Source organism: Paenibacillus luteus (assembly GCF_006542765.1).
GTDB classification, from domain to species: domain Bacteria; phylum Bacillota; class Bacilli; order Paenibacillales; family Paenibacillaceae; genus Pristimantibacillus; species Pristimantibacillus luteus.
Window position 1 is genome coordinate 15,605 of record NZ_SKCD01000042.1, and the last position, 21,684, is coordinate 37,288.

Sequence of the window (21,684 nt, forward strand, 5' to 3'; positions counted from 1 at the left end):
CATGCTAAACGTATTAATTGTCGATGATGAGGATTTTGTATTGGAGGGGTTAAAGCAAGCGATTGAGTGGGAGCGCTTCGGAATGTTTGTATACGGCGAAGCGAATAACGGTCAAGAGGCACTAACCTTTGTCGATCAATTCCCAGGACATATTGATGTTGTCATTACAGATATAAAAATGCCAATTATGGACGGCTTCGGCTTGATCAAAGGACTTACCGAACGGAAAGTGTCATGCAAAATGATTGTGCTTACCGGTCATGAGGAATTTGAATTTGCCAAACAGGCCATCCATTATCGAGTATTCGATTATTTGATGAAACCTGTTGTATTGGAGCGTATCGAGGAATCGTTATACCGGCTCTCCCAAGAATGCCAGCTCGAAGCAGAGCAGAAAAAGCGCTCGGAGGAGCTGGAAACTCAAATCAAGCTTAGCCAGCCTATGCTTGAGGAGCAATATTACCGGAATCTCATACAGGGAATTTACGACCAGGAGCTGCAATTCAAACTTGGGCATTCGCTTGAGGCGGCAAGCTATCAGGCGATTATCGCCCATCGAGATAAGACCTTGCCTAATCAGCATGCCGCGACGGATGCAACAAATGAGCAAATGGTGTTCATAAGAATTAGAGCTTGCATGAATAAGCAAATGTCAGACAACTACCGAATAATCTCGCTCATGAACGGAAGCTCAGAAATGGTGCTGCTTATGCTTTATGACAGCAAGGTCAAGGAAAACAGCTTAAGACAAATGCTGGCTGATGTGCAAACAACAATGGCAAGTATGGGAGATACAACTGTTACTTTCGCGCTCGGTGGCGAATATAGAGATTTAACCAAACTCGCTCAATCTTACCGGGAAGCGCAAGAAGCGCTCCGGCATAAGCTTGTCACTGGTCATAGCAGTATTATTGGTTTCAATCAGTGGCGAACACGCCCCTCTGGGTTAAACGAGCATTTTCGTGAAGCCAAACAAGCTTTGACAGATGCAGTCCATTTAGGGTCCACGCAGCGTGTGTCAACACAGTTAACGGACATTTATTCACAGCTCATTCAAGAAGCTACCTACCCTATCGAGGAAATTCGGGTATTTGCAATGGAATTAGCGCTCATGATTACCAGCATTGTGATTGAGAAGGGCGATAAGCCGGAAGAGATATGGCCGGATAAACCGAGCCTGCCAGGCTATATCAGTCAACTTGAGACGTTGCAGGATATTTTTACCATCCTTAGCAAAAACTATAAACAGGCAATTAAATACTTTGAGTTGAAGGGCGATGCCCGAAATCGTCAAACGATTACTTTTCTAATCGATTATATTAACAAGAATCTGAACATGGAAATCAAACTTGACGATCTGGCCCAGAAAGTTTACCTTACGCCCAATTATCTTGGTTATCTGTTCAAGGAAACGATGGGCGTCAGTTTTACCGAGTATATAACGGGCAGACGTATGGAGCACGCCAAGAAGCTGCTTGCTGAACCGGGCAGCAGGGTAAATGAGGTCGCTTTGAAGATAGGCTACAAAAATCCTCACTATTTCAGCAAAGTTTTTAAGGAGCAAACCGGACTCCGACCCTCGGATTATAAATAGACAGATTTATTAGGCTTTTACTTTCGTTGAATTGTGTATATTATCGTTGATTGGGTATCTACTTCGTGAAACCGCTATCTTCTATACTTACGAATGTAAGCCATTACAAAAAGACGGAGGGTGTCATTCAATGAAATTGAAAGCCTTTTCACTGTCACTGATGATTATGATGATGTTATTTGCCGCTGCGTGCTCCAATGGAGGCGCCAACAATCCTGGCTCGGTAAATAGTGAAAGCGCTTCAAATAAGCCTGCGGATAGTACGGAAAAGCCTGTTGAGCTTCGCTTTGCATGGTGGGGCTCTGAAGAACGCCATACCGCCACACTGGAAGCGATTAAATTATTTGAAGCAAAAAATCCAAACATTAAAATTCTTCCTGAATACTCCGGCTTTGACGGCTATGAAACCAAACTGCTGGCCCAACTCGCGGGCAATGCCGCGCCTGATCTGTTCCAGTCTACAGTAGCCATTAATGTTCACCTTGGAGCAGATAACTTGCTTGATCTTGAGGGCAAGTTAGACGTTTCAGGTCTTGACGCCATGCTTCTCAAGTCGCAATCCGTTGGCGACAAGCTGAACGGCATCGTAATCGGACTTGCCACAAGCGCTTACACCTATAACAAAACGTTGCTTGATGAACTGGGAGTCAAAGCGCCAACCCCGCCATATTCATGGGATGACCTGGCGACAACGTTTAAGGAAGTAGCGCAGAAATCAGGCGGCAAAGTATACGGGGCAGTTGATTCATCCGTTGCTTTCGATACATTCGTTGAATTTGGAGCCGGCGCGCTTGGCGCAGAATCCCCATTCCCGAATTCGAAAGAAACCTATACGTTCACTGAGGATCAAATTAAAAGCTATTATCAATATTGGGCGGATCTCCGTAAGGCCGGTGCTGCAGCGCCGCCTGATATCTCCGCGACGTCCGACGATTCTGCGAACTCACTGGTCGTTACACGCCGGGCTGCGTTTGTGCCTATTGCATCCAGCTCGTTCTCACGCTTTCAAAGTCAGACCAAGGATGAACTGGGCATGATTATTATGCCGCAGAACAAAGATACCGGACGCTCCATCAAGCCAGGCGCAAGCCAAGTAATTTCCATTAACGCCAGCACGAAGCATGCTGATGCTGCCGCTAAATTTATTGACTTCTTCATTAACGATACAGAGGCGGCCAAAGTGCTGAAAACATCACGCGGCGTATTGCCGACACAAGTGCAGCGCGATGAACTGCTGAAGGATTCTGCTCTCTCTGATGGAGACAAAAAGAATATAGCCCTTATCGGCGAAGCATCCCAGCTTGAAGGACTTGTAACCTTCCCTTCACCTCCAGGGCCTCAAATTCTAGGCTGGAAAGGGATGATCGAAAAAGTTGGTCAAGAAATTGCATTCGATAAAATCACTGTTGAAGAGGGAGCCGTCAAGCTTAAGAATGACGCTTACGCATCCGTCGGATCCAAGTAATTAACTGGCGTACAGGGAGAGCGGCAAGATTACCCGCCGCTTTCCTGTTTGTTGTTCGCCTAAGGAAAGGAGCGCATTATGGAGTCCATACAAACAAAAAAACCAACAACAACCGCTGCTAAACGACGGTTTGTTAATGCAAGTATTGCCTATATCTTTCTGCTTCCGTGGTTGATCGGCCTGCTTGGCTTTACGATGTGGCCGTTTATTCAATCCTTTTACCTATCACTAACTCAAAGCACGCTCCACTCGACTACATTTGTTGGCTTAGATAACTATTTAAGAATGTTTAGCGATGAACGATTCTGGAAATCGCTGCAGGTCACTACCAAATACGTGATGCTGTCCGTTCCCTTAAAGCTTGCTATGGCGTTGTTCGTAGCCATGCTCCTGTATAAGGCATCAATCAGTATGACGTTCTACCGGACATTGTTCTATTTGCCATCGCTCATTGGCGGCAGTATTGCCGTTGCGGTGATGTGGCGCAAAATTTTCGGGTTGGACGGTTTGTGGAACTCGTTGCTTGGCAAATTCGGCATTCAAGGCAAGGAATGGCTGGGTCAGCCGGATTATGCCTTATATTTGCTCGTATTGCTCGTAGTCTGGCAATTTGGTTCCTCGATGGTTATTTTCCTGGCAGGCCTCAAAAATGTGCCTGGCGATATGTATGAGGCGGCCATGATAGACGGTGCTGGACCCGTCAAACGCTTCATAAAAATTACGCTTCCGCTCATTTCGCCGATTATTCTGTTTAATTTAATATTGCAAACGATCGGATCATTTCAGGTATTCACACAGGGCTACGTCATCACTAAGGGCGGACCAATGGACGAGACGCTGTTCTCCGTTCTATATATTTATGAGCTGGCTTTCAAACAGCAACAAATGGGCTACGCCTCTGCCATTTCGTGGATGCTGCTCGTCGTTATTGCAATCGTTACTGCAGTCGTATTTCTTACGTCGAAACGTTGGGTGTTCTACGAGAACGACATGAAGGGAGGCCATTAATATGACGATGCGATTGCCGCTTGCTGTCTTGAAACATGTCATGCTGATCGCACTCAGCCTATGTATGATTTACCCGATTTTGTGGCTGCTGCTGGGCAGCTTCAAAGCTAATAATGAAATATTCACGGTATCCAGCTTCTGGCCAAGCGAATTTATTTGGAGTAATTATGCTAAGGGATGGTCAGCCGTACCCGGCTTTACTTTTGCAAATTTCTTTCTTAACTCTATGATGATCTCTTTGCTCGTTGTTGCGGGCAGCATTATTTCATGCTGTCTTGTCGCCTTTCCGTTCGCACGTATGACATTTCCCTTGAAGCGGCTATGGTTCTCTGTTCTGCTTGGCACGCTGATGCTGCCTGGACAGGTGCTGCTCATTCCGCGTTATGTCATCTTCTCTGATATCGGTTGGATTAATACCTACCTGCCATTGGTCGTTCCAGCTTTTCTGGCGACTAACGTATTTTTTGTCTATTTGATGATTCAGTTCATGCGCGGCATTCCCCGCGAATTGGACGAGGCTGCGATTGTTGACGGCTGCGGGCCGTTCCGTACGTTTCTTCTCATTCTACTTCCCAACTGTAAGCCCGTTATTTATACGGTAGCCATCTTCTCGTTTCTCTGGAGCTGGGATGACTATTTTGAGCAGTTGCTTTATTTAAATGAGGTACGCAAGTTCACCGTTCAACTAGCTCTTCAGATGTTTGTTGACAATGCTGCCCAAATTCAATGGGGATCATTGTTTGCGATGTCCATTCTATCTATCCTGCCGCCGATGCTCGTGTTTTTCTTTGCACAGAAGCATTTTGTCGAAGGCGTTGCCACATCAGGCATTAAATAATCAGATACTCATAACCAAACAAACGCTTCTCCATCCCATTTCTGGTGGAGAAGCGTTTGTCATTTGTTATATGGCCCAGCCGCCCTTGCGAAATACCGGTACGACCGTTCCATCGAAATTGATGCCATCAATATCCATATTGGTGGCACCGATCATAAAGTCATTATATTGGTCGATATGGATGAAGGCTCACATTTTCTTGGCGAGGTTGCGCTTGTACCGCATGAATCCCCGATCTCCCAATCGGGCATTTTGTTCTTCAACACGTTGTTCGATGAGAATGTATCCAATCATTTCCCAATCGGCAGCGGCTAAGCGTTCAACATCGAAGGCGGTAAACGATGTCGCCGGAGGAGCTTGAGGCAAGCGGCGTGAACAGCAGCATTACGCTTCAAAATGAAAAAAAAGGTGGAGTGTGTAAATTCAGAGAAAGATCCTCATTATTACGCGTGGTAATATATGGGTTAATGAATTTGCCATGACGTTTATCCTCTTCTATTAAGGACATGCTGCTAAGAAGCAAATCTAACTCCTACCATTACAGGTAAGACATAGAACCATCAAGACATCCATAACTATCTTGCCCGATAAAAAAAGTTAACCTGTGATTCTGTTTGTTCCAAATTGAACGGCAGATCACAGGCTAAATACTTACATCCTCAACCTAGTAGTAATTGGCTAAAGTATATTACAATTCATTTAAAGCTTAAATGGGCAGAAGAAGCGTTTTCTTCACATATTGATTAAATTTTCTGAATTGCTCTACTTCACGTTGATGAGTTACTTTAAAATCCGCCACTCTTTTCGAACGATTTTTTAATCCGATTGTAAGTCCATCAAGTTGCATATAATAGCGACTGCCAATATGATAATTTCTGCTTTCATATAAACAAGAAGCACCTAGATAGTTTTGCAGCAATTCTGCTTTTTCAGGCTGCTTATCCCAGTTATCAGTCAGCCATGAATATAAATCTGGTTGGAAATTTGCCAGCATTCCGCTATATCCGCCACCACCTAATTGCATGAATTCAAGCACATGTGGATTGTTAGCAATATATATTTTGATTGGAGTGCCTTCGACGGCTTTAAGCTTTGCTTTAATCTGTTCAAGGTTATTGCTGCACTCCTTAACGAACGTGAAGCGGCCTGTTTCACCACACCATTTTAATAACTCCGGTGTTAGCAATCTATGGTAAGGCATTGGGCACTCATAAAGTCCAAAGGTTACCTCAGGGAATTCTTTTAATATTCTCTCTGCATTGCTCTTCCAAACCTGATCATCCTCATCTTGTCCAGCAAGTCGGTTCGTCACCAATACAAAAGCATCAATCCCAGTTGCCGAAACCTGCTTGATTTCCTCAAGCTGATCATCAAACGATTCAGATATATGTCCTGAAGCAACAACAGGAACTCTTCCCGCAGCCTTTTCCTTTACAAACCGTGCGACTGCCACTCTTTCTTTCAAGGACATTAGTGTCATTTCACTCGATTGACAAACAGCGAACAAACCATGAACACCATTGTTGATATACCAATTAATTACTTGTTCAAGTCCCTCATAATCAACCTCATTATTATCGGTGTACGGTGTAATCATCACAGGCCATACTCCACTGGGTGTCTCTTTCACTTCTGATTTTAGTTTTGCATTCATATAAATACCACCTCTCATTATTATTAGTCTAGAACCCCATTGCTTTAACCAACAAGGATGTCGTCTATCTGTTTTAGTTCTTCATCACTAAAGGTTAGATTGTTAAGTGCACTAACCGCATCCTCAATCTGGCTTACTTTACTTGCCCCGATTAGTGCAGAGGTTACTCGACCGCCACGCAACACCCAGGCTAACGCCATTTGCGACAGTTTTTGCCCACGCTTCCGAGCCATTTCATTCAATTGATTGACCCGTGCCATAACCTGATCGGTTAATTCCTCCGGACGCAGAAAGTTGCTCTTCCCTGCTGCACGTGAATCCTCAGGTATCCCTTTCAAGTAACGATCTGTTAAAATTCCTTTGTGAAGCGGTGAAAAAGCAATGCAACCTATCCCCTCCTGCATCAGCACATCCAACAGTCCATCTTCAACCTTACGGCCGAGCATCGAATATTGCGGCTGATGAATCAAGCAAGCTGTACCTAATGATCGTAAAATATCAACTGCTTGCTTAGTCTGATCAGGACTATAATTGGAAACCCCGACATATAACGCTTTTCCTTGTCGAACAATTAAATCCAAGGCAGACATCGTTTCTTCAAGCGGGGTCTCGGGGTCTGGTCTATGATGATAATAAATATCAACATATTCAAGCTTCATTCGTTTCAGACTTTGATCCAGACTCACTACCATATTCTTTTTGGATCCCCATTCGCCATAAGGACCTTCCCACATTTTATAGCCTGATTTAGTGGAAATGATCAGCTCATCACGATAAGCAAGAAAATCTCGTTGTATGATTGTGCCAATGGTTTCTTCCGCTGAACCAGGAGGCGGGCCATAATTGTTAGCTAAATCAAAGTGAGTAATTCCCAGATCGAAAGAACGCTTTACTATCAAGCTGGCTGTTTCATAATTATCACCGCTTCCGAAATTGTGCCACATCCCCAGTGAAATTGCAGGCAGCTTAAGCCCGCTTGCTCCGCAGCGATTGTAGGTCATACTGCTGTATCTGTTGTTCAAAGCTGAGTGATTCAATATGTGTATCTCCTTTAGCTGTTAAGCAAGCTGATGTGAATTTTAATGACCACCTTGCGAATCAACTGATCTGTTTTTAGTGTGCAGCAAGGTCTGTGAATATCGGATGGAAAAAAGATAGCATAATCGCCCGGATGTAGAATTAATTCCACTTCATTCTCCAGCTGTCCATAGAATGCTACATCTCGGTCTACCAAAAGGTCTTCAATTAAAATTGATTGATTCGAGAGCTTCACTACACCTATTCTTTCCTCACCGCATACTAAATATTGAATATCAATATATTGTTTATGCGATTCCGGCTTCTGAAATTGAAAGTCCTTAGTGATCGTTTCCTGAACAAGTGCAAATAACAAATCGCCTTCAATCATATGTTTACCAAGCTTAAGTTCGTTCAAATCATTCTCGCGGATAAAATTCATTCCTCGAAGAATTGCCTCTGGGTAGCTCATCTTTTCAGCTTCCCAAGCTGAAATCCCACTCCAAATCATAGCTATCCCCCTTCATACTGAAGTCCTTAGACTTACCAAGGCAATTGCTGTCCGTGAATATCCAGAAATGCCGGCTGATCTCCGTTGTAATCGATATGTGCATGCATAAGCTCGATAATTTTCTTGGCGGAGAATTCAGGGGTGTAGCTTGCTTTTGTATCCAGTTCCCCATTGATGTAGGTTTGCATCCATCCGGGATGGAATATAAGCACCCTGCCACCCTGCTCTCGCAGATCGTTATGGACCAGAATCGATTGCATGTTGAGTGCAGCCTTGGACATGGAATAACCATACCAATTCTTACTTTTCATCCGCGCTAGGCTACCTGCTTCCGAAGATATCGTCACCACGGTTCGTAGGCTTCCGCACAGGAGTAACGGCATTATCATGCTAGTAACTCTAAGCGCTCCAAGCGCGTTTATATTAAATAATCGAATTAGCTCTTCCATATCAAAAGATTGATTAATTGTTGGCTTGTGCTTAGTGCTTACACCAACATTGTTGAAAACTAAATCGAGGTGCCCTTTCTCACCTGAGATGGTGACTGTCGCTGCTCTAACGCTCTCATCATTAGCGATATCCAGTGGCACGATATGCAGCCGTTCTTTATCTTCCTGCGGAAGTGAATCAAGAAAATCTCCTTGTTCGCTGCGTCTTCCCGCAAAAACTGTGTAGTCACTTGCCAGCAATTCTTTTACTAGCGCAAATCCGAGTCCTCTGCCAGCCCCCGTGACCAATGCCGTTCTAGCTATTCTCATTCAGTCCCTTCACACAGAATCTCAACCCCAAAAGGTGGTAAATTGAGTGGCCCCATCGGAATCGGACCGTCAAATAAACTATAACAGGCATGCTCCAACACAATCGTCTTCCTCTCATCTGTAAAATTAATCAGAAAAAGATAAAACTTAGTTGCTTTTCTGCGAATTGAGGCATGAACCCCATTAGGTAAATTGGGAATGCGTGTAATCTTTAAGTCATCTACAATTTGCCCGAATAGCTCTATTAAATAATCAAGCTCAAAATTAGCACCGATGTAATAAACCTTACCCTTACCTAAGTTATTTACTGTCACTGCGGCTCTACCAGCAAAATAGTCGTTGTTATACCATGCAATAGGAGATGCGCTAGTCGGTGCGATAATGTCCGCCCAATCTGTAATTTTGTAGATTCGTCCGTTTCGACTCATTACTTGGTGTTGGCCATCTTGCCCAATAGCATCCCACTCCTCAACGGTTAAACCCGCGATATTAGCAAGGAGCCCTGGAGCTAGTGTTGGCGAGACATTATTATTCATATCCTTGATTCCGCTGCGGTTAGTTAGTACAAGTGTGCCGCCCGCACTCACAAATCCTTCCAAGCGATATACCATTTCATGGTTCATCAAAAATAAATAAGGTGCGACAATCAATTTATAGGAATTTAGTTTATTTGAATTCCAGTGAATAACGTCCGTACCGACACCAAGGTTATTAAATGCGGTATGATAAAATTTTTGAATTTTATCGTAATTCAATCCATCTTTAATCTGAGGTTGAATTTGCAAGGCACGATGAATTTCATGTGAATAGAAAATCTCAATATCATTGTTAAGTGTCGTCCCATCAAGTGAATCTGATAATCGATTTATTTCACCGCAAATCTGTGTATATTCTACTAATCGGCGAGTTGATGGCTGGTTGGCATGTCCCATAATACCTGAGGACAGCTGTTCTGAACCTGACATGGACCCACGCCATAAATAGTTCATGACTACGTCTGCACCACGTGATATGCACTGCCACATAACCGCTCTCAAAAAACCAGGCGGCATCGTTCGTCGAGCCGGCCCCCAGCAGCTATTGCCGAAACCACTGTTAGTTTCCATAATCCAGAAATTCTGCTGTTTCAAGCCTCGCGCCTGATCTAAATAATAGGCACCGTTATATGCTGAAGTCGGGAGCTGCTCGGGATTACTGGCAATATAATAATCAGTCCCGGCAAAATCAAGCGGCTCAAACAGCTTATAATAATCAATTGCTAACGGATCCTCCCACATATTATGAGTAACAAATTTTCCAGGACAATGTCGGCGCAGGATCTCAATTTGCAGTTGCTGATACGCAGCAAGCGATTGATTCTGAAAACGATGATAATCAAGCTGAAAAGCTGGATTTAATTGCCTCTTCCCACCTCGCGGCGTATGTAACTGACTCCAATTGCTATACTCGCCACTCCAGACAACAGTTCCCCAAGCATTATTCAACACCTCAAGTGAATCGAATTTCTTAAACGCCCATTCTCGAAATTCGCGCTCACAGTTCGGACAGTTGCAAAGGGACAGCTCGAATTCATTATCAATCTGCCAGCCAATTATAGCTGGATGAACTGCATAACGCTGTGCCATCTGTTCAACAATAACAACCGACCGTTTCGCCAACGAAGGACTATTGACACAGCGATGCCCACGAATGCCCTCATAACGTGGCTGTAAACGGTCATCAAGTATATAAGCATCCGGGTATTTCTCCATAAACCAATTAGGCGGTGCTGATGTTGGTGTACCAAGAACAATTTCGATACCATGTCGAAACATTATATCAATAGCGCGATCAAGCCAGTCAAAAGTAAATACGTCCTCTTCGGGCTCCATTCGGCTCCAGGAAAATTCAGCAAGCCTGACAATAGAGACGCCTATTTCTTGCATCTTCTTAGCATCGAGTTCCCAATAAGCTTCATCCCAATGTTCTGGATAATAGGCTACGCCTACTCGCATTTATATGACCTCCTATCTTCTAACCTTTTACAGATCCCAAAAGCATGCCTTTATTGAAATGCTTTTGTACAAAGGGGTAAATCAGCATCATCGGCAAGGTTGATATCACGATTGCAGCCATTTTGGCACCCGGTGTATATCTCACTACCGCATCCATGAATACCGAGGACTCCTCCATCGTTTCGTTCACAATTAACATCTGTCTTAAAAAGACCTGTAACGGCCATTTTGAGGGATCATTTAAATAAAGAACTGCACTAAAATACGTACTCCAATAGCCAACCATATAAAATAAAAGAAATGTTGCAATTGCCGCTTTGGCCAAGGGCAGAATAATACTGATAAACATTCTCCATTCACCGCAGCCATCACATCTGGCTGCCTCTTCCAATTCATAAGGAATTGAAGCGAAAAAGCTGCGCATGACAATTAAATAGAAGGGTGCAATTGCGCTAGTCATCCATATCGCCCAGAATGTATCGATCATACCTAGGGAGTTGACAACCAAGTACGTTGGAATCATTCCACCAGAGAACAACATCGTGAAAACAACCATAAAATTCATTAAGCTTCTGCCTTTCAGCCATTTCTTTGATAAACCATATGCCATTAAAGTAGTCATCGAAATACTAATAAAGGTGCCAATAGCCGTAATCAAAATGGCATTTTTAAAGCTTTGCAGAAAGTTATTATTACCGAGTAAATATTCATAAGCTTGCATTGTCCAGTCACGTGGGATAATAAAAAATCCTCGTGTTAGATATTCTTTCTCCGAAGCAAAAGATGTCATAAACACATAAAGCACAGGAATGATAATGATCAAACTCCAAATGATTAAAATAAAGTAGATGGTAAGGTCAAAATGTTTCTCATTCCCGCGGATGTCTAATTTTTTCATCTTAGAACACCCCTTCTCTGTCCGAACGTTTCACAATAAAGTTCGCACTCAATATCAGAACCAAGCCAACAATGGATTTAAATAGTCCGACTGCGGTGGTATAGCTGAACTGTCCTTGCAAAATTCCAACCCGATAAATATACGTATCAAACACCTCGGAAACAGACAGATTAAGTGGATTTTGCAGCAGAAAGATATGCTCGAATCCCAAATCTATAAAGCTGCCTAAGCGTAGAATAAATAGAATTAGAATCACTTGAACAAGCGATGGAAGCGTAATATGCCATATTTGTCGCCATCTCTTAGCTCCATCCACTACTGCTGCTTCATATAACGCAGGATCAATCGATCCTAAAGCCGCTAAGAAAATAATCGCACTCCAGCCGACTTCTTTCCATATATTTTGAAATAGCCAGATCCAGCGAAAAGCTTCCGGATCGCCAAGTATTGCTATTCGTGACAGCCCTAAACCCTCCAACAATGCATTAACGCCACCAAATTCAGTTGAAAATAAGATACTCGTAATGCCTACAATAACCACCATGGATAGGAAATGTGGTAAATAAACAAGCGTTTGGACCGATGTTTTAAACCATTTCAACCTAATTTCATTGAGCAATAACGCAAACAAGATAGGTGCAGGAAAGAAAAAGAGGATATCAATCAAATTGAGCATGATCGTGTTTTTCAACAATACCAGAAAGTTCTGTTCAGAGAATAGACGTGTGAAGTGTTCCAGTCCAACCCAATCACTTCCCATGACCCCACGAAATGGACTGTAATTTTGGAAGGATATTAGCACACCAAACATCGGGATGTATTTAAAAATAATAAAATACAGTAATCCCGGAAGAATCATACAATAGATCGGAATCGTTCTTCTTAGATAATGATTCCGTATAATATGCTTCAGCCCCTTGGAAACGGGCTGAAGCTTAGGTTGAACATTCATCTGCATTTAGGATGACTCCTTACTTCCAGAAGGTATTATTTATAGGTCTGATAAGCCTCATTAATTTCTTTGGTTATTTGATCTCCACCCGTTGTTTTCCATTCCGAAATAGCTGCTTCAAGACTATCCATCGGTTCTTTACCGATAATAATTTTAAGCTGTGTTTCTCTAAACTTAATGTCTAGATTCTTCCACTTTTCTTGGTAAGCTGGCGACAAAGCTTGAATTCCTGCTGCTGCATTCGGATATGGATATTTCTCATTATTAGCTAAATATGCTTTATCAAAATCAATAAGCGTGGGATCTGTATAAATAAATGCACTATGGTTCAATCCTCCTCTAGCGAAGAAAAAGTTAGTCATTAGTCGCGGCAAATCCGTTTCTGTCAATGGCAATACTTCATAGTTACCGTCCGCATTCTTCTTATAATGTGAATCCTCAAAGCCATTTAGCATAATACTCGTTCCTTCATCACTGGCCCACCAATCGTAGATCTCCAATATTCGTGCTTGCTTGTCTTTATCAATCGTTCCATTAATAACAATTTTATTATCGCCTATAATCTTAGTTGGGTTTCCTCTTAACCCTGAAGGTCCAATTGGAGGGGGCAGTTGCACTAACTTGGCAGAGGGTTGAATGGATCTTAATTTCTCACTGTCAGACCTAAGCGCAGCAGAATAGCTTGTATAAATCCCTAATCGTCCAGCTTGGAAATCACCGTATACATTTAAACCAACTTTATTGATAAAATCCTTATCCAGCAAATCCTCTGCATATAATTTGTGCAGGAATCCGAGGTAATCCTTCATTTCCTTAGGCTGTTCATAGGCCGAAATTAACTTTCCATCCACTAACTGCCAACCATTTGCTAATCCAAAAGCTGCCTTTAGCTGAGTTGAGTTGCCTAAATCATTGCTGATTGAAAAGCCTAATGTATCTTTTTTACCTGACTTGTTTGGATCAGCAGTTCCGAAAGCTTTAATTATTTTATAAAAATCATCCACTGTGAAAGAATCTTCCTTGGGCATTGGAATTCCCACGTTTTCCAACCAATCCTCACGAATTTGGTAGCTATCACGGATTGGAGTAGTACCCATCGGCATGCCATAACGATTCCCTTTTGGATTAAGCAAATCCCAAGTCTCATCAGGATAAGTAGCAGATAAAGTCGGATAGTTAGGAAGTAACGGCTCAAGGTCAAGAAAAGCTCCTTCCTTCTGCCAAGCAACAAAGTTCTCAGGCTCAACACGATAAGAATCCGGCAAATTACCTGATGCGGCTAAAACATTGAGTTTATCCTTATAAGTAGCACCATCTGTCCACATTATTTTTAATTTAACATCAAATTTCTTATTGATATATTCAATGATTGGATGATCATCCCGCCATTTTAATCCATCCCATGATGGGGGCATTAAGGTTATTGCCACTACTTCCCGCTTTCCTGCAGTATCTCCTGTTTTTGAAGGCTCCACGCCCCCGCTATTTTTTGAACAAGCAACAACTAGAAACAGTAAGCTTAAACCAATTGATAATTTCACCCACTTAATCATTCTAAACCCTCCATATGAATCGTTATTAGCTTACTGCTTTATTGTATAATGTTTTTGTAAGCGTTTTCTTGCAATATTCTACGAATCGTTATCCGATTTCACTTTTTTAATTGGAATCCGAATCGAAACTATAGTTCCCCTTCCCAAGAAGGAAGTAAGGGTCAATCCATACCTAAATCCATACTGCAGCACTAGACGAGCATGTACATTTGCCAGGCCCAATGAATCTGTTGGTTGGATAAGTTCTCCTTTGGCAGCCATGCGCATCATATTCTGTTGAATCTCCAAAAGCCTATCTTCCTCCATACCTGGACCATTGTCGACTACTTCAATAATCAGATCGTCCTGATCATTGTAAGCACTTATGATAATCGTAGCATTTCCATTATTTCGTTCTACAGCATACTTAACCGCATTCTCCACAATCGGTTGAAGCGTCAGTTTAACAAGGCTTACATTCAAAAACTTTTCATTCACAAAATTTTGACTTTGAAAATTATGAGTAAAGCGTATATGAATTATTTCCAGGTATGTTTTCAGATGATTCAACTCATCACCCAGATTCACCTCAATCTTGTCCAACTTGGCTGTATAACGGAAGAACGCTGCCAGATTGCTTACCATCTTTTCAATTTTGGGGACCTCCTCTAAAAAAGCAATGCTTTTAATGATGTCTAGGGAGTTGTACAAAAAGTGCGGATTAATTTGATTTTGAAGCGCTTGGATCATCGCATCTTTCTGCTTTAATTCCAGACTCATTTCTCTAAGCTGAAATCTGTATACTTTATCGATTAGTGCATTAAGTTGAATAATCATTTTATTGAAGCTGCTGCCTAATATTTGCAGCTCATCCTGACCAGGATAGAAATCAGCTTTGACAGCTAAATTACCTCTCTGCACCTCTTGCATCATTTTTTTGAGCTTAATAATCGGATCGACCAATAGCTTAGTGAACAATGGCACAATCAGAATTACGAAGGACAATAATAACAACACAACCATAATAATCGAGTCGCGGGCGACGTTAAGACCTGTAGCCATTTCATTCAAAGGGACGACTGCAGCAACTTTCCAACTCGTAAAATCAGATTGGGTATATGTGGTTAAGTAATCTTGATTTTCCACTCGCTGCTGCTTATTTGGCTCAAGTATCTGTAAATGACTAATTGGAGAGTCTGTCAGCTTAATTCCTTGCAATAAACTGTCAGGGTGGAACACAATCGTATTATCGGATGATAAAATGAAAAAATAACCCGTCTCGCCTATCATCGTTTTACCCATAATCTCACTGAACACGTTAAGCGATAAATTAATGACGAGACGTCCGACAATCTTGACATTATTTGTGCTGTAGATGGGGATAAGTAATGAAACAACAGGTACGCGATTCGGTTGAGAGAGATGCGTGGGTATGACTTGCGTGGTTCGATCAAACGGTAAAATAAACCACGGCTCTTGACTATGGGCAGTTACACCGGATTGTCCATCCGATGAGATAACTCCACCCTCTACTGACATTAATACAAGGCTTTCAATTTCCGAATAATTCAAGGTAATGTATCTTCTAAATAAATCTTCAATGAGCAGCTTGTTATAGGAAGTAAGCTTAACCTTTCCTGAAAGCCATTGCTGAATAATCCCCGTTCCCGGGCTTGTCATTAAAGGGTCACTCGAATCTCGTAAAGGACCGGCTATCATAGCATATGTGGATTGCGCCATTTGCTTAAAATAGCGGTCCAGTTGATTATTCAGACTAGCTGAGGAGCCTTGGGCAATATTATAAAAATCCTTCGTAGTTGCTTTGGTGTAATAATAATGGGCGGATAGCGCAATCGTAAAAACGGCAATAAAGCTCACTGCCAGAAAACCGACTATCATCTTCCTGCGGATAGAAAATTTATAGAGAAATCGCTGCAGAATCATCATAAGCCAAGCGACCTTCTGTATTCATTAGGTGATAAGCCCATTGTATTTTTAAACACGCGAATAAAATAAGGCTGAGTTGTAAACCCTACCTGCTCAGCAATTTCGTAAACCTTCAATCGAGTCTCACGTAACAAATCCTTCGCCTTATTGATTCTTGTCTCATGGATGTAATTAACCAATGTTTTTCCAGTATAACGTTTAAACCACAAGCTGAAATGAGAAATGCTCATGCAAGTAAACTCGGCCATTTCTGTTAACGATATATCTTTCATATAGTGAATATGAATATATTCGCAGGCTTTTTTCATAATATAGTTCTGATTGGTTTTTTCTTCATGATGTCTCCTTATCATCCACTTTTCTGTTAATGTTTGAAAATGTTGACGAATCGTTAAATCACTCATAGATTTATTTAATCCAACGAGCGCAGCATCGCTGGATTCTTCATTTATTAAAGAGCACAGCTTCTGTTCAAAGATGCGCAGAAGGTTGAATTTGGCGGATTCGTTAATGAAGGTAAGTCGCAGAACCGATTCAATTAAACCAGACATTTTTTTAAAGAGGGTTGGCGTATCCATTGGATCCATTCCATCTAACAGTTTTTGAAACCGCAGCAACAATTCATTCATACTGCTAATATGACCTATTTGCTGGACCGATCGCTTTAGTGCATTATGAAGTTGGTTCATGTCTACAGGCTTTAATAAATATTCGCTAACATCATAATGCATCGCCTTTTGAGCGTATTGAAAGTTATCAAAACCGCTAACTACAATAAAGGTCATCGGTATGTTATGTTCAACAATTTTCTCTATGAGCGTCAATCCATCCATCGTGGGCATCATAATATCCGTTATTAGAATAATCGGCCATAACTCCTGAATCAATGTCCAAGCTTCTTCACCGTTTCGCGCTTCGCTAGCAATCACGAAATCACCGTCAATCAGATTAACCATCTGTACAATCGAACTGCGAATCCATGGTTCATCCTCTACAACCAATATGTGATACATCCTATCTCCCCCTTATATTATTTAATTTTAACAGATTAAATATAGACGATTTTCTTATTTGTTATCTGATCTTATTTTCCTTAACGACATTTGTTAATCAGTTTTTTCATATCAGAAATCACTTAATGTTCCCATTTTCAATTCGCTATCAATTAAATAATATTTGGAGTTATGTTGGTTAAAGTTTAAGAATAAAGAAGAGGTTGAATATTTGGGGGAATTACCACCATGATGGTGATATTCATTCGCGTGAGAGCCGCGACCACCTCACGAAACAAATCCGGTTCAAAAGCGGGCCGACCATTGATTCGGATATACCTACCTTTAGCTCAAGGCTTTCCATTTTGTCAGTTTGTGAGGCAGAGGCACAAACGACCTTCACGGGATTGAAGGTCGTTGTTAGATGTATCGTCACCTTATCCACGGTGGAACAAGCTTTCATCGTCTGGCCTTTACTTAATAGGTATGATTACGCTCCGTACATATCTGTTGCAGATAGCCGTAGCTAATTTGACTTTGAGTTTTAAGTAATAAAGAACAAGAGGCCCATCTGCATATCATGCCAGAAGAACCTCTTGTTTAGATTTTTGATATTCTCAATAACGGAACTGTGTAACTCAAGTAGCATGAATCATCTCGAGGAGGTAGTTCTAGTTAACTTAATACCACGGTCTAACACCCGGTTTTCGACACCTTCGGGTTGGAGTATGTGTTCAGGGTAATAGAAGCCAGGCTGAATAGCGTCTCCTCCATCAAGTCCGAGTACACGCTCCATGACCAAAGCCGCACCTAGTCCCGTCTGATCAAGTTGGCCATATGGGTCGACTAAATCTTGGCGGATAATCACTGATGATCCATGCCGGTCTTCCCCCGAAACAAGAATCGCGATGTCGTGAGTAACTGCACTTCCAGAACGAGTTCCTGAGGAATCACCGAACTCGACAGCAAACAGACTCGTCGCATTTGGGAAGGCTGTCCCAAGGCTTAGAGAATCAACCATTGCAGTGATATTTGCAGTGATCTCTGCCCCATCAACCGCTTGAGCCGTGACAATTTTTTGAGAATCATCATTGGCTAGGTTGAAGTAACCATTCCGGAAGTAGAGCGGCGCACCGCCATCCATCGTTACTTCAGTTTGTGACATAGGGCCAGCTGCGTCTTTGAAATCGTATACGGCAAGGATTCTGATATCATCTACGCGTGCAAGCTCCGACGCGGATTGGAGCGCCAAAATCGTTGGAATTCCCCCTGACCAGTGACTTGCATGTACGACTGCAGATTCGCGGGGGCCGGCAGCAAATACGGAAAAGTCTTGTGCGACGGTTGCTGAACTACCGTAGATAGTTACAAAAGGAATGCGGCGTTGCTGCGCGAACCGCTGACCTGCAAATTTCAAGTCTTGCAGTGCTCCAATGACACCTGAATATTCCTCATTTTTAAGACCAAGATCCTGCACGTCTAAGTTCACTACGACAGCAGATGCGAAACCGAGCTCTTCTGCAAGTTTTTGAGCCTTATCGAGGTTTCGGCCACCAATGGTCAGCGGCAAGCTGGGGTGTGCAGCCCGCAGATGACGTGCGGCTGCAGACCCTACAACTCCTGCCCCTCCTATGATGAGTATTGGCAAAGGTGTTTTATTATTTGTCATATCAATTCCTCCTTTTTTCTGATTAATTATTTGGATTATTCTCAATTACAATATCTGTTAAAAACTGAATAACACTTTTTCTCTCATGTGGAGTTAGTGGATCTAATTTAAATAAATCAGAGAAACATAATCCGTCACAAACCAGTCTTATTACCATTGCTAATTCAGGAGTTATATTTTCCGAATCTGATTTTTCTCTAAAAGTTTTATAAACGGTTTCCCATTCGGAAAGAATATCTCTACTTCCCGTTGTTGATCCAGCTAATACACTGGTCTCCAAGCTCCATGTGCATGGAGGATCTGTTGGCATTGCTGCAACGTTGAGGTAAGCAAGAGTGTAACTTTTACCGGATTTAATCTCTTCATCTATTAAAGATTTAGTCTCATCCATGGCCTGTTTATTGAGCGCCAAAATTAAATCTTCCTTACTATGAAAATGATACAAAAAACCACTCTTACTGATATCTGCTTCTGCAATTATTGTATCTATGGTCAGACTGTTAATCCCTTTTTCTCTGATAATTTGATTAGCAACTTCTAAAATTTTTTTGCGCTTTGACATAAGTCCTCCTTTCATATGTAATAATCAGTTTACTGTACTAGTTAGTTTACTGTACTAGTTAGTTTAGTATACCTTAAGGTACACTGTTAATCAATACTATATCAAAATTTCCTGTGAATTGATCGAGCCGAAATTTGCAAAAGCATAGATCTTTCACATGGTCAGAAATATTTACAGTGATAACGTTGGTTTTAAAACGGTTCTTCTCCATTTGTACTTCAATCTTTCTATCGTTCTATAGGTTTATTCTATTGGCATATCTATTGACGCCTAAAAGCGATAGTAGTAGATTTATAGCCATAATTTCATTTAACTGATAGGAATTGGTGGTATAGTTTCCTCACACTTAATTCATACCAGATTGGCTTTGAGATCTCTTGATTTATCGTAATCCCAAGGAAGGTGGCGGAATGTAAATGACGGCTAAGCGTAGTTTGAAATTAGGAGCGATTGTCCACGGTATAGGAGGAAGCATGACTACTTGGAGACACCCGGAAATGCAGTCGGATGCCAGTGTGAATTTTGTAAATTCCAGACGTTAAAAGCGGAAGAAGGCAAATTTGATCTTATTTTTATCGCTGACGGTCTGTATATTACAGAGAAATCCATTCCTCATGCTTTGAATCGATTCGAGCCCATCAGCTTGTTGTCCGCCCTGGCAGCAATCACGTCACGAATTGGTCTAGTTGGAACGATCTCTACGACATACAGTCATCCATTCACCATTGCCAGACAGCTCGGTTCCCTTGATCTTATCAGTAATGGACGTGCTGGCTGGAACGTGGTAACTTCGCCACTTGAAGGTTCGGCGAAAAACTACAGTAGAAGCAACCATCCTACTCACAGGGAACGTTACCGGATTGCAGGGGAACATTTACAGGTAACCAAGGGCTTGTGGGATTCGTGGGAAGATGATGCATTTCTAAGAGACAAAGAGAGAGGCGTTTTCTTCGACCCCTCCAAACTACGTACACTTAATCATGAAGGAGAATTCTTCTCCGTACAGGGACCGCTGAACATTGCACGTTCGCGGCAGGGTCAGCCTGTCATTTTTCAAGCAGGTTCTTCAGATGATGGAAGGAGCCTTGCTGCCTTGGAAGCGGACGCTGTATTGACTGAACAAGATTCGATTGAGGATGCCAAGCTTTTTACAAGGATGTCAAAACCCGTGCAGCTTCCTATGGACGTTCTCCACAGGATATTGTCATTTTGCCAGGGATCAACACGATCATTGGCCGCACGGAAGAGGAAGCCGAACAGAAACATCAGGAAATTGCCAGCTTGGTGACGATTGATCGAGCGCTGGAATACCTGGGACGTTTCTTTGAGCATCATGATTTCTCCCAATATCCACTGGATGAACAATTTCCCGAGCTGAATGGTATTGGAAGCAACAGCTTCCGTAGCGCTACGGACAAAATCAAACAGGATGCAAAGGAGGGAAAATTGACACTGCGTGAAGTGGCCTTACGGGCAGCAACACCCAAGAGTAAATTCTTAGGAACACCCGAGCGGGTGGCTGACAAGATTCAGGAGTGGTTCGAAGCAGAAGCTGCGGATGGTTTCGTTATTATTTCCGAACTGCCGAGTGGGTTGTCCGATTTCGTGGAACTGGTCGTACCGATTCTGCAGGAGCGCGGCGTCTACCGTACTGAATACGAGCATGACACATTGCGTGGCAATCTGGGGTTACAAATTCCGGTGAATCGTTACACTGCGTCCAAGGAAAAAATAGAAATATAATTATAGTCAGTTAATGTAAGATCTTTGAAGTTTAAGTAGTTATGAGATGACTTCTGAATTTAACAGGAGTCATCTTTTTTAATGTCCATTGATAACGATCGGAATTGTAATAAGTGATGTATTCATTTACACGTTAAAGTAATTCTTGAATTGACATGCAATCTTTATCTTCTAATTCAGCCTTCATATGAAAAAAGAACGACTCCATGGAAGCATTATCCCAGCAGTTTCCCTTTCACGACATAGGCTACTTAAAAACCAGCCTTCGCTACATGAAAACGTGTTTGGGGGTGCGTGTAGTAATGCCATGATCACAGTGAAAGATAGCTTATGAATGAATGTTTCCTTTGAGCCAATGAAGTAATTGTTTCAGCGTTCGCTGTACGATTGGAAATTCCAATGTTATGAATATATAGTACGCCCAGTGTAAATGTCAACATAAACATGTACACTTTTGCTTGTTTAAGGATGTACAAAATCACTTGTCCTCTTGAACGAAATGATCCTTCAATCGGTACGATTCGCCTACAATAGTTACGACAGTTGCATG

16 protein-coding genes and 3 pseudogenes are annotated in these 21,684 nt (G+C 42.1%); 6 read left to right on the top strand and 13 right to left on the bottom strand.

The annotated features are described in order from the left end of the window. The first annotated feature begins 1 nt into the window (after position 1). The 5 genes and pseudogenes from E0496_RS25840 to E0496_RS25865 form a co-directional block, all read left to right on the top strand. Positions 2–1,594, top strand: a complete 1,593-nt coding sequence (locus E0496_RS25840; RefSeq protein WP_141504633.1) for a response regulator — start codon at positions 2–4, stop codon at positions 1,592–1,594. Between the two features lie 130 nt (positions 1,595–1,724). Further along, positions 1,725–3,059 carry an ABC transporter substrate-binding protein gene (locus E0496_RS25845; protein ID WP_141504634.1) on the top strand — a complete coding sequence of 445 codons (1,335 nt, stop codon included), beginning with the start codon at positions 1,725–1,727 and terminating at the stop codon, positions 3,057–3,059. 78 nt (positions 3,060–3,137) lie between these two features. Next, a complete protein-coding gene (locus E0496_RS25850; protein ID WP_141504635.1) occupies positions 3,138–4,067 on the top strand; it encodes a carbohydrate ABC transporter permease in 930 nt (309 codons plus the stop codon). A 1-nt stretch (position 4,068) separates the two neighbouring features. Continuing rightward, on the top strand, positions 4,069–4,905 hold the full coding sequence (locus E0496_RS25855) for a carbohydrate ABC transporter permease (protein WP_141504636.1): 837 nt from the start codon (positions 4,069–4,071) through the stop codon (positions 4,903–4,905). 168 nt (positions 4,906–5,073) lie between these two features. After that, positions 5,074–5,294, top strand: a pseudogene (locus tag E0496_RS25865) (aminopeptidase); the annotation flags it as partial. 317 nt (positions 5,295–5,611) lie between these two features. Here E0496_RS25865 and E0496_RS25870 read toward each other — a convergent pair. From E0496_RS25870 to E0496_RS25925, 12 genes are all read right to left on the bottom strand, one after another. Continuing rightward, a complete protein-coding gene (locus tag E0496_RS25870; RefSeq protein ID WP_141504637.1) occupies positions 5,612–6,559 on the bottom strand; it encodes a dihydrodipicolinate synthase family protein in 948 nt (315 codons plus the stop codon). Positions 6,560–6,603: 44 nt separating this feature from the next. Then, positions 6,604–7,560: an aldo/keto reductase gene (locus E0496_RS25875; protein WP_175598121.1), complete on the bottom strand. Its 957-nt coding sequence runs from the start codon at positions 7,558–7,560 to the stop codon at positions 6,604–6,606. A gap of 50 nt (positions 7,561–7,610) precedes the next feature. Continuing rightward, positions 7,611–8,087, bottom strand: a complete 477-nt coding sequence (locus tag E0496_RS25880) for a NanQ anomerase/TabA/YiaL family protein (protein WP_141504639.1) — start codon at positions 8,085–8,087, stop codon at positions 7,611–7,613. A gap of 32 nt (positions 8,088–8,119) precedes the next feature. After that, entirely contained in the window at positions 8,120–8,845 is a 726-nt protein-coding gene (locus tag E0496_RS25885) for an SDR family oxidoreductase (RefSeq protein ID WP_241674997.1), read from the bottom strand. Continuing rightward, positions 8,842–10,839: a beta-galactosidase gene (locus E0496_RS25890; RefSeq protein WP_141504640.1), complete on the bottom strand. Its 1,998-nt coding sequence runs from the start codon at positions 10,837–10,839 to the stop codon at positions 8,842–8,844. The genes E0496_RS25885 and E0496_RS25890 overlap by 4 nt, the downstream gene beginning before the upstream one ends. A gap of 19 nt (positions 10,840–10,858) precedes the next feature. Next, positions 10,859–11,737 carry a carbohydrate ABC transporter permease gene (locus tag E0496_RS25895; RefSeq protein WP_141504641.1) on the bottom strand — a complete coding sequence of 293 codons (879 nt, stop codon included), beginning with the start codon at positions 11,735–11,737 and terminating at the stop codon, positions 10,859–10,861. 1 nt (position 11,738) lies between these two features. Beyond that, positions 11,739–12,695, bottom strand: coding sequence for an ABC transporter permease (locus E0496_RS25900; protein ID WP_241674998.1), 957 nt, complete (start codon positions 12,693–12,695; stop codon positions 11,739–11,741). Positions 12,696–12,724: 29 nt separating this feature from the next. Further along, on the bottom strand, positions 12,725–14,242 hold the full coding sequence (locus E0496_RS25905; RefSeq protein WP_141504642.1) for an extracellular solute-binding protein: 1,518 nt from the start codon (positions 14,240–14,242) through the stop codon (positions 12,725–12,727). A gap of 78 nt (positions 14,243–14,320) precedes the next feature. Then, on the bottom strand, positions 14,321–16,120 hold the full coding sequence (locus tag E0496_RS25910) for a cache domain-containing sensor histidine kinase (RefSeq protein ID WP_206669866.1): 1,800 nt from the start codon (positions 16,118–16,120) through the stop codon (positions 14,321–14,323). Positions 16,121–16,164: 44 nt separating this feature from the next. Continuing rightward, entirely contained in the window at positions 16,165–17,169 is a 1,005-nt protein-coding gene (locus E0496_RS25915; protein ID WP_161601577.1) for a response regulator transcription factor, read from the bottom strand. A 643-nt stretch (positions 17,170–17,812) separates the two neighbouring features. Next, positions 17,813–18,829, bottom strand: a complete 1,017-nt coding sequence (locus E0496_RS25920; protein WP_141504645.1) for a hypothetical protein — start codon at positions 18,827–18,829, stop codon at positions 17,813–17,815. Positions 18,830–18,851: 22 nt separating this feature from the next. Continuing rightward, on the bottom strand, positions 18,852–19,391 hold the full coding sequence (locus E0496_RS25925) for a TetR/AcrR family transcriptional regulator (RefSeq protein WP_161601578.1): 540 nt from the start codon (positions 19,389–19,391) through the stop codon (positions 18,852–18,854). Between the two features lie 416 nt (positions 19,392–19,807). Between E0496_RS25925 and E0496_RS25930 the strand changes: the two are divergent. After that, positions 19,808–21,134 (top strand): annotated as a pseudogene (locus E0496_RS25930) (LLM class flavin-dependent oxidoreductase). A 31-nt stretch (positions 21,135–21,165) separates the two neighbouring features. Here the strand turns inward: E0496_RS25930 and E0496_RS25935 are convergent. Then, positions 21,166–21,255: pseudogene (locus tag E0496_RS25935) on the bottom strand (IS3 family transposase); the annotation flags it as partial. Between the last annotated feature and the right edge of the window lie 429 nt (positions 21,256–21,684).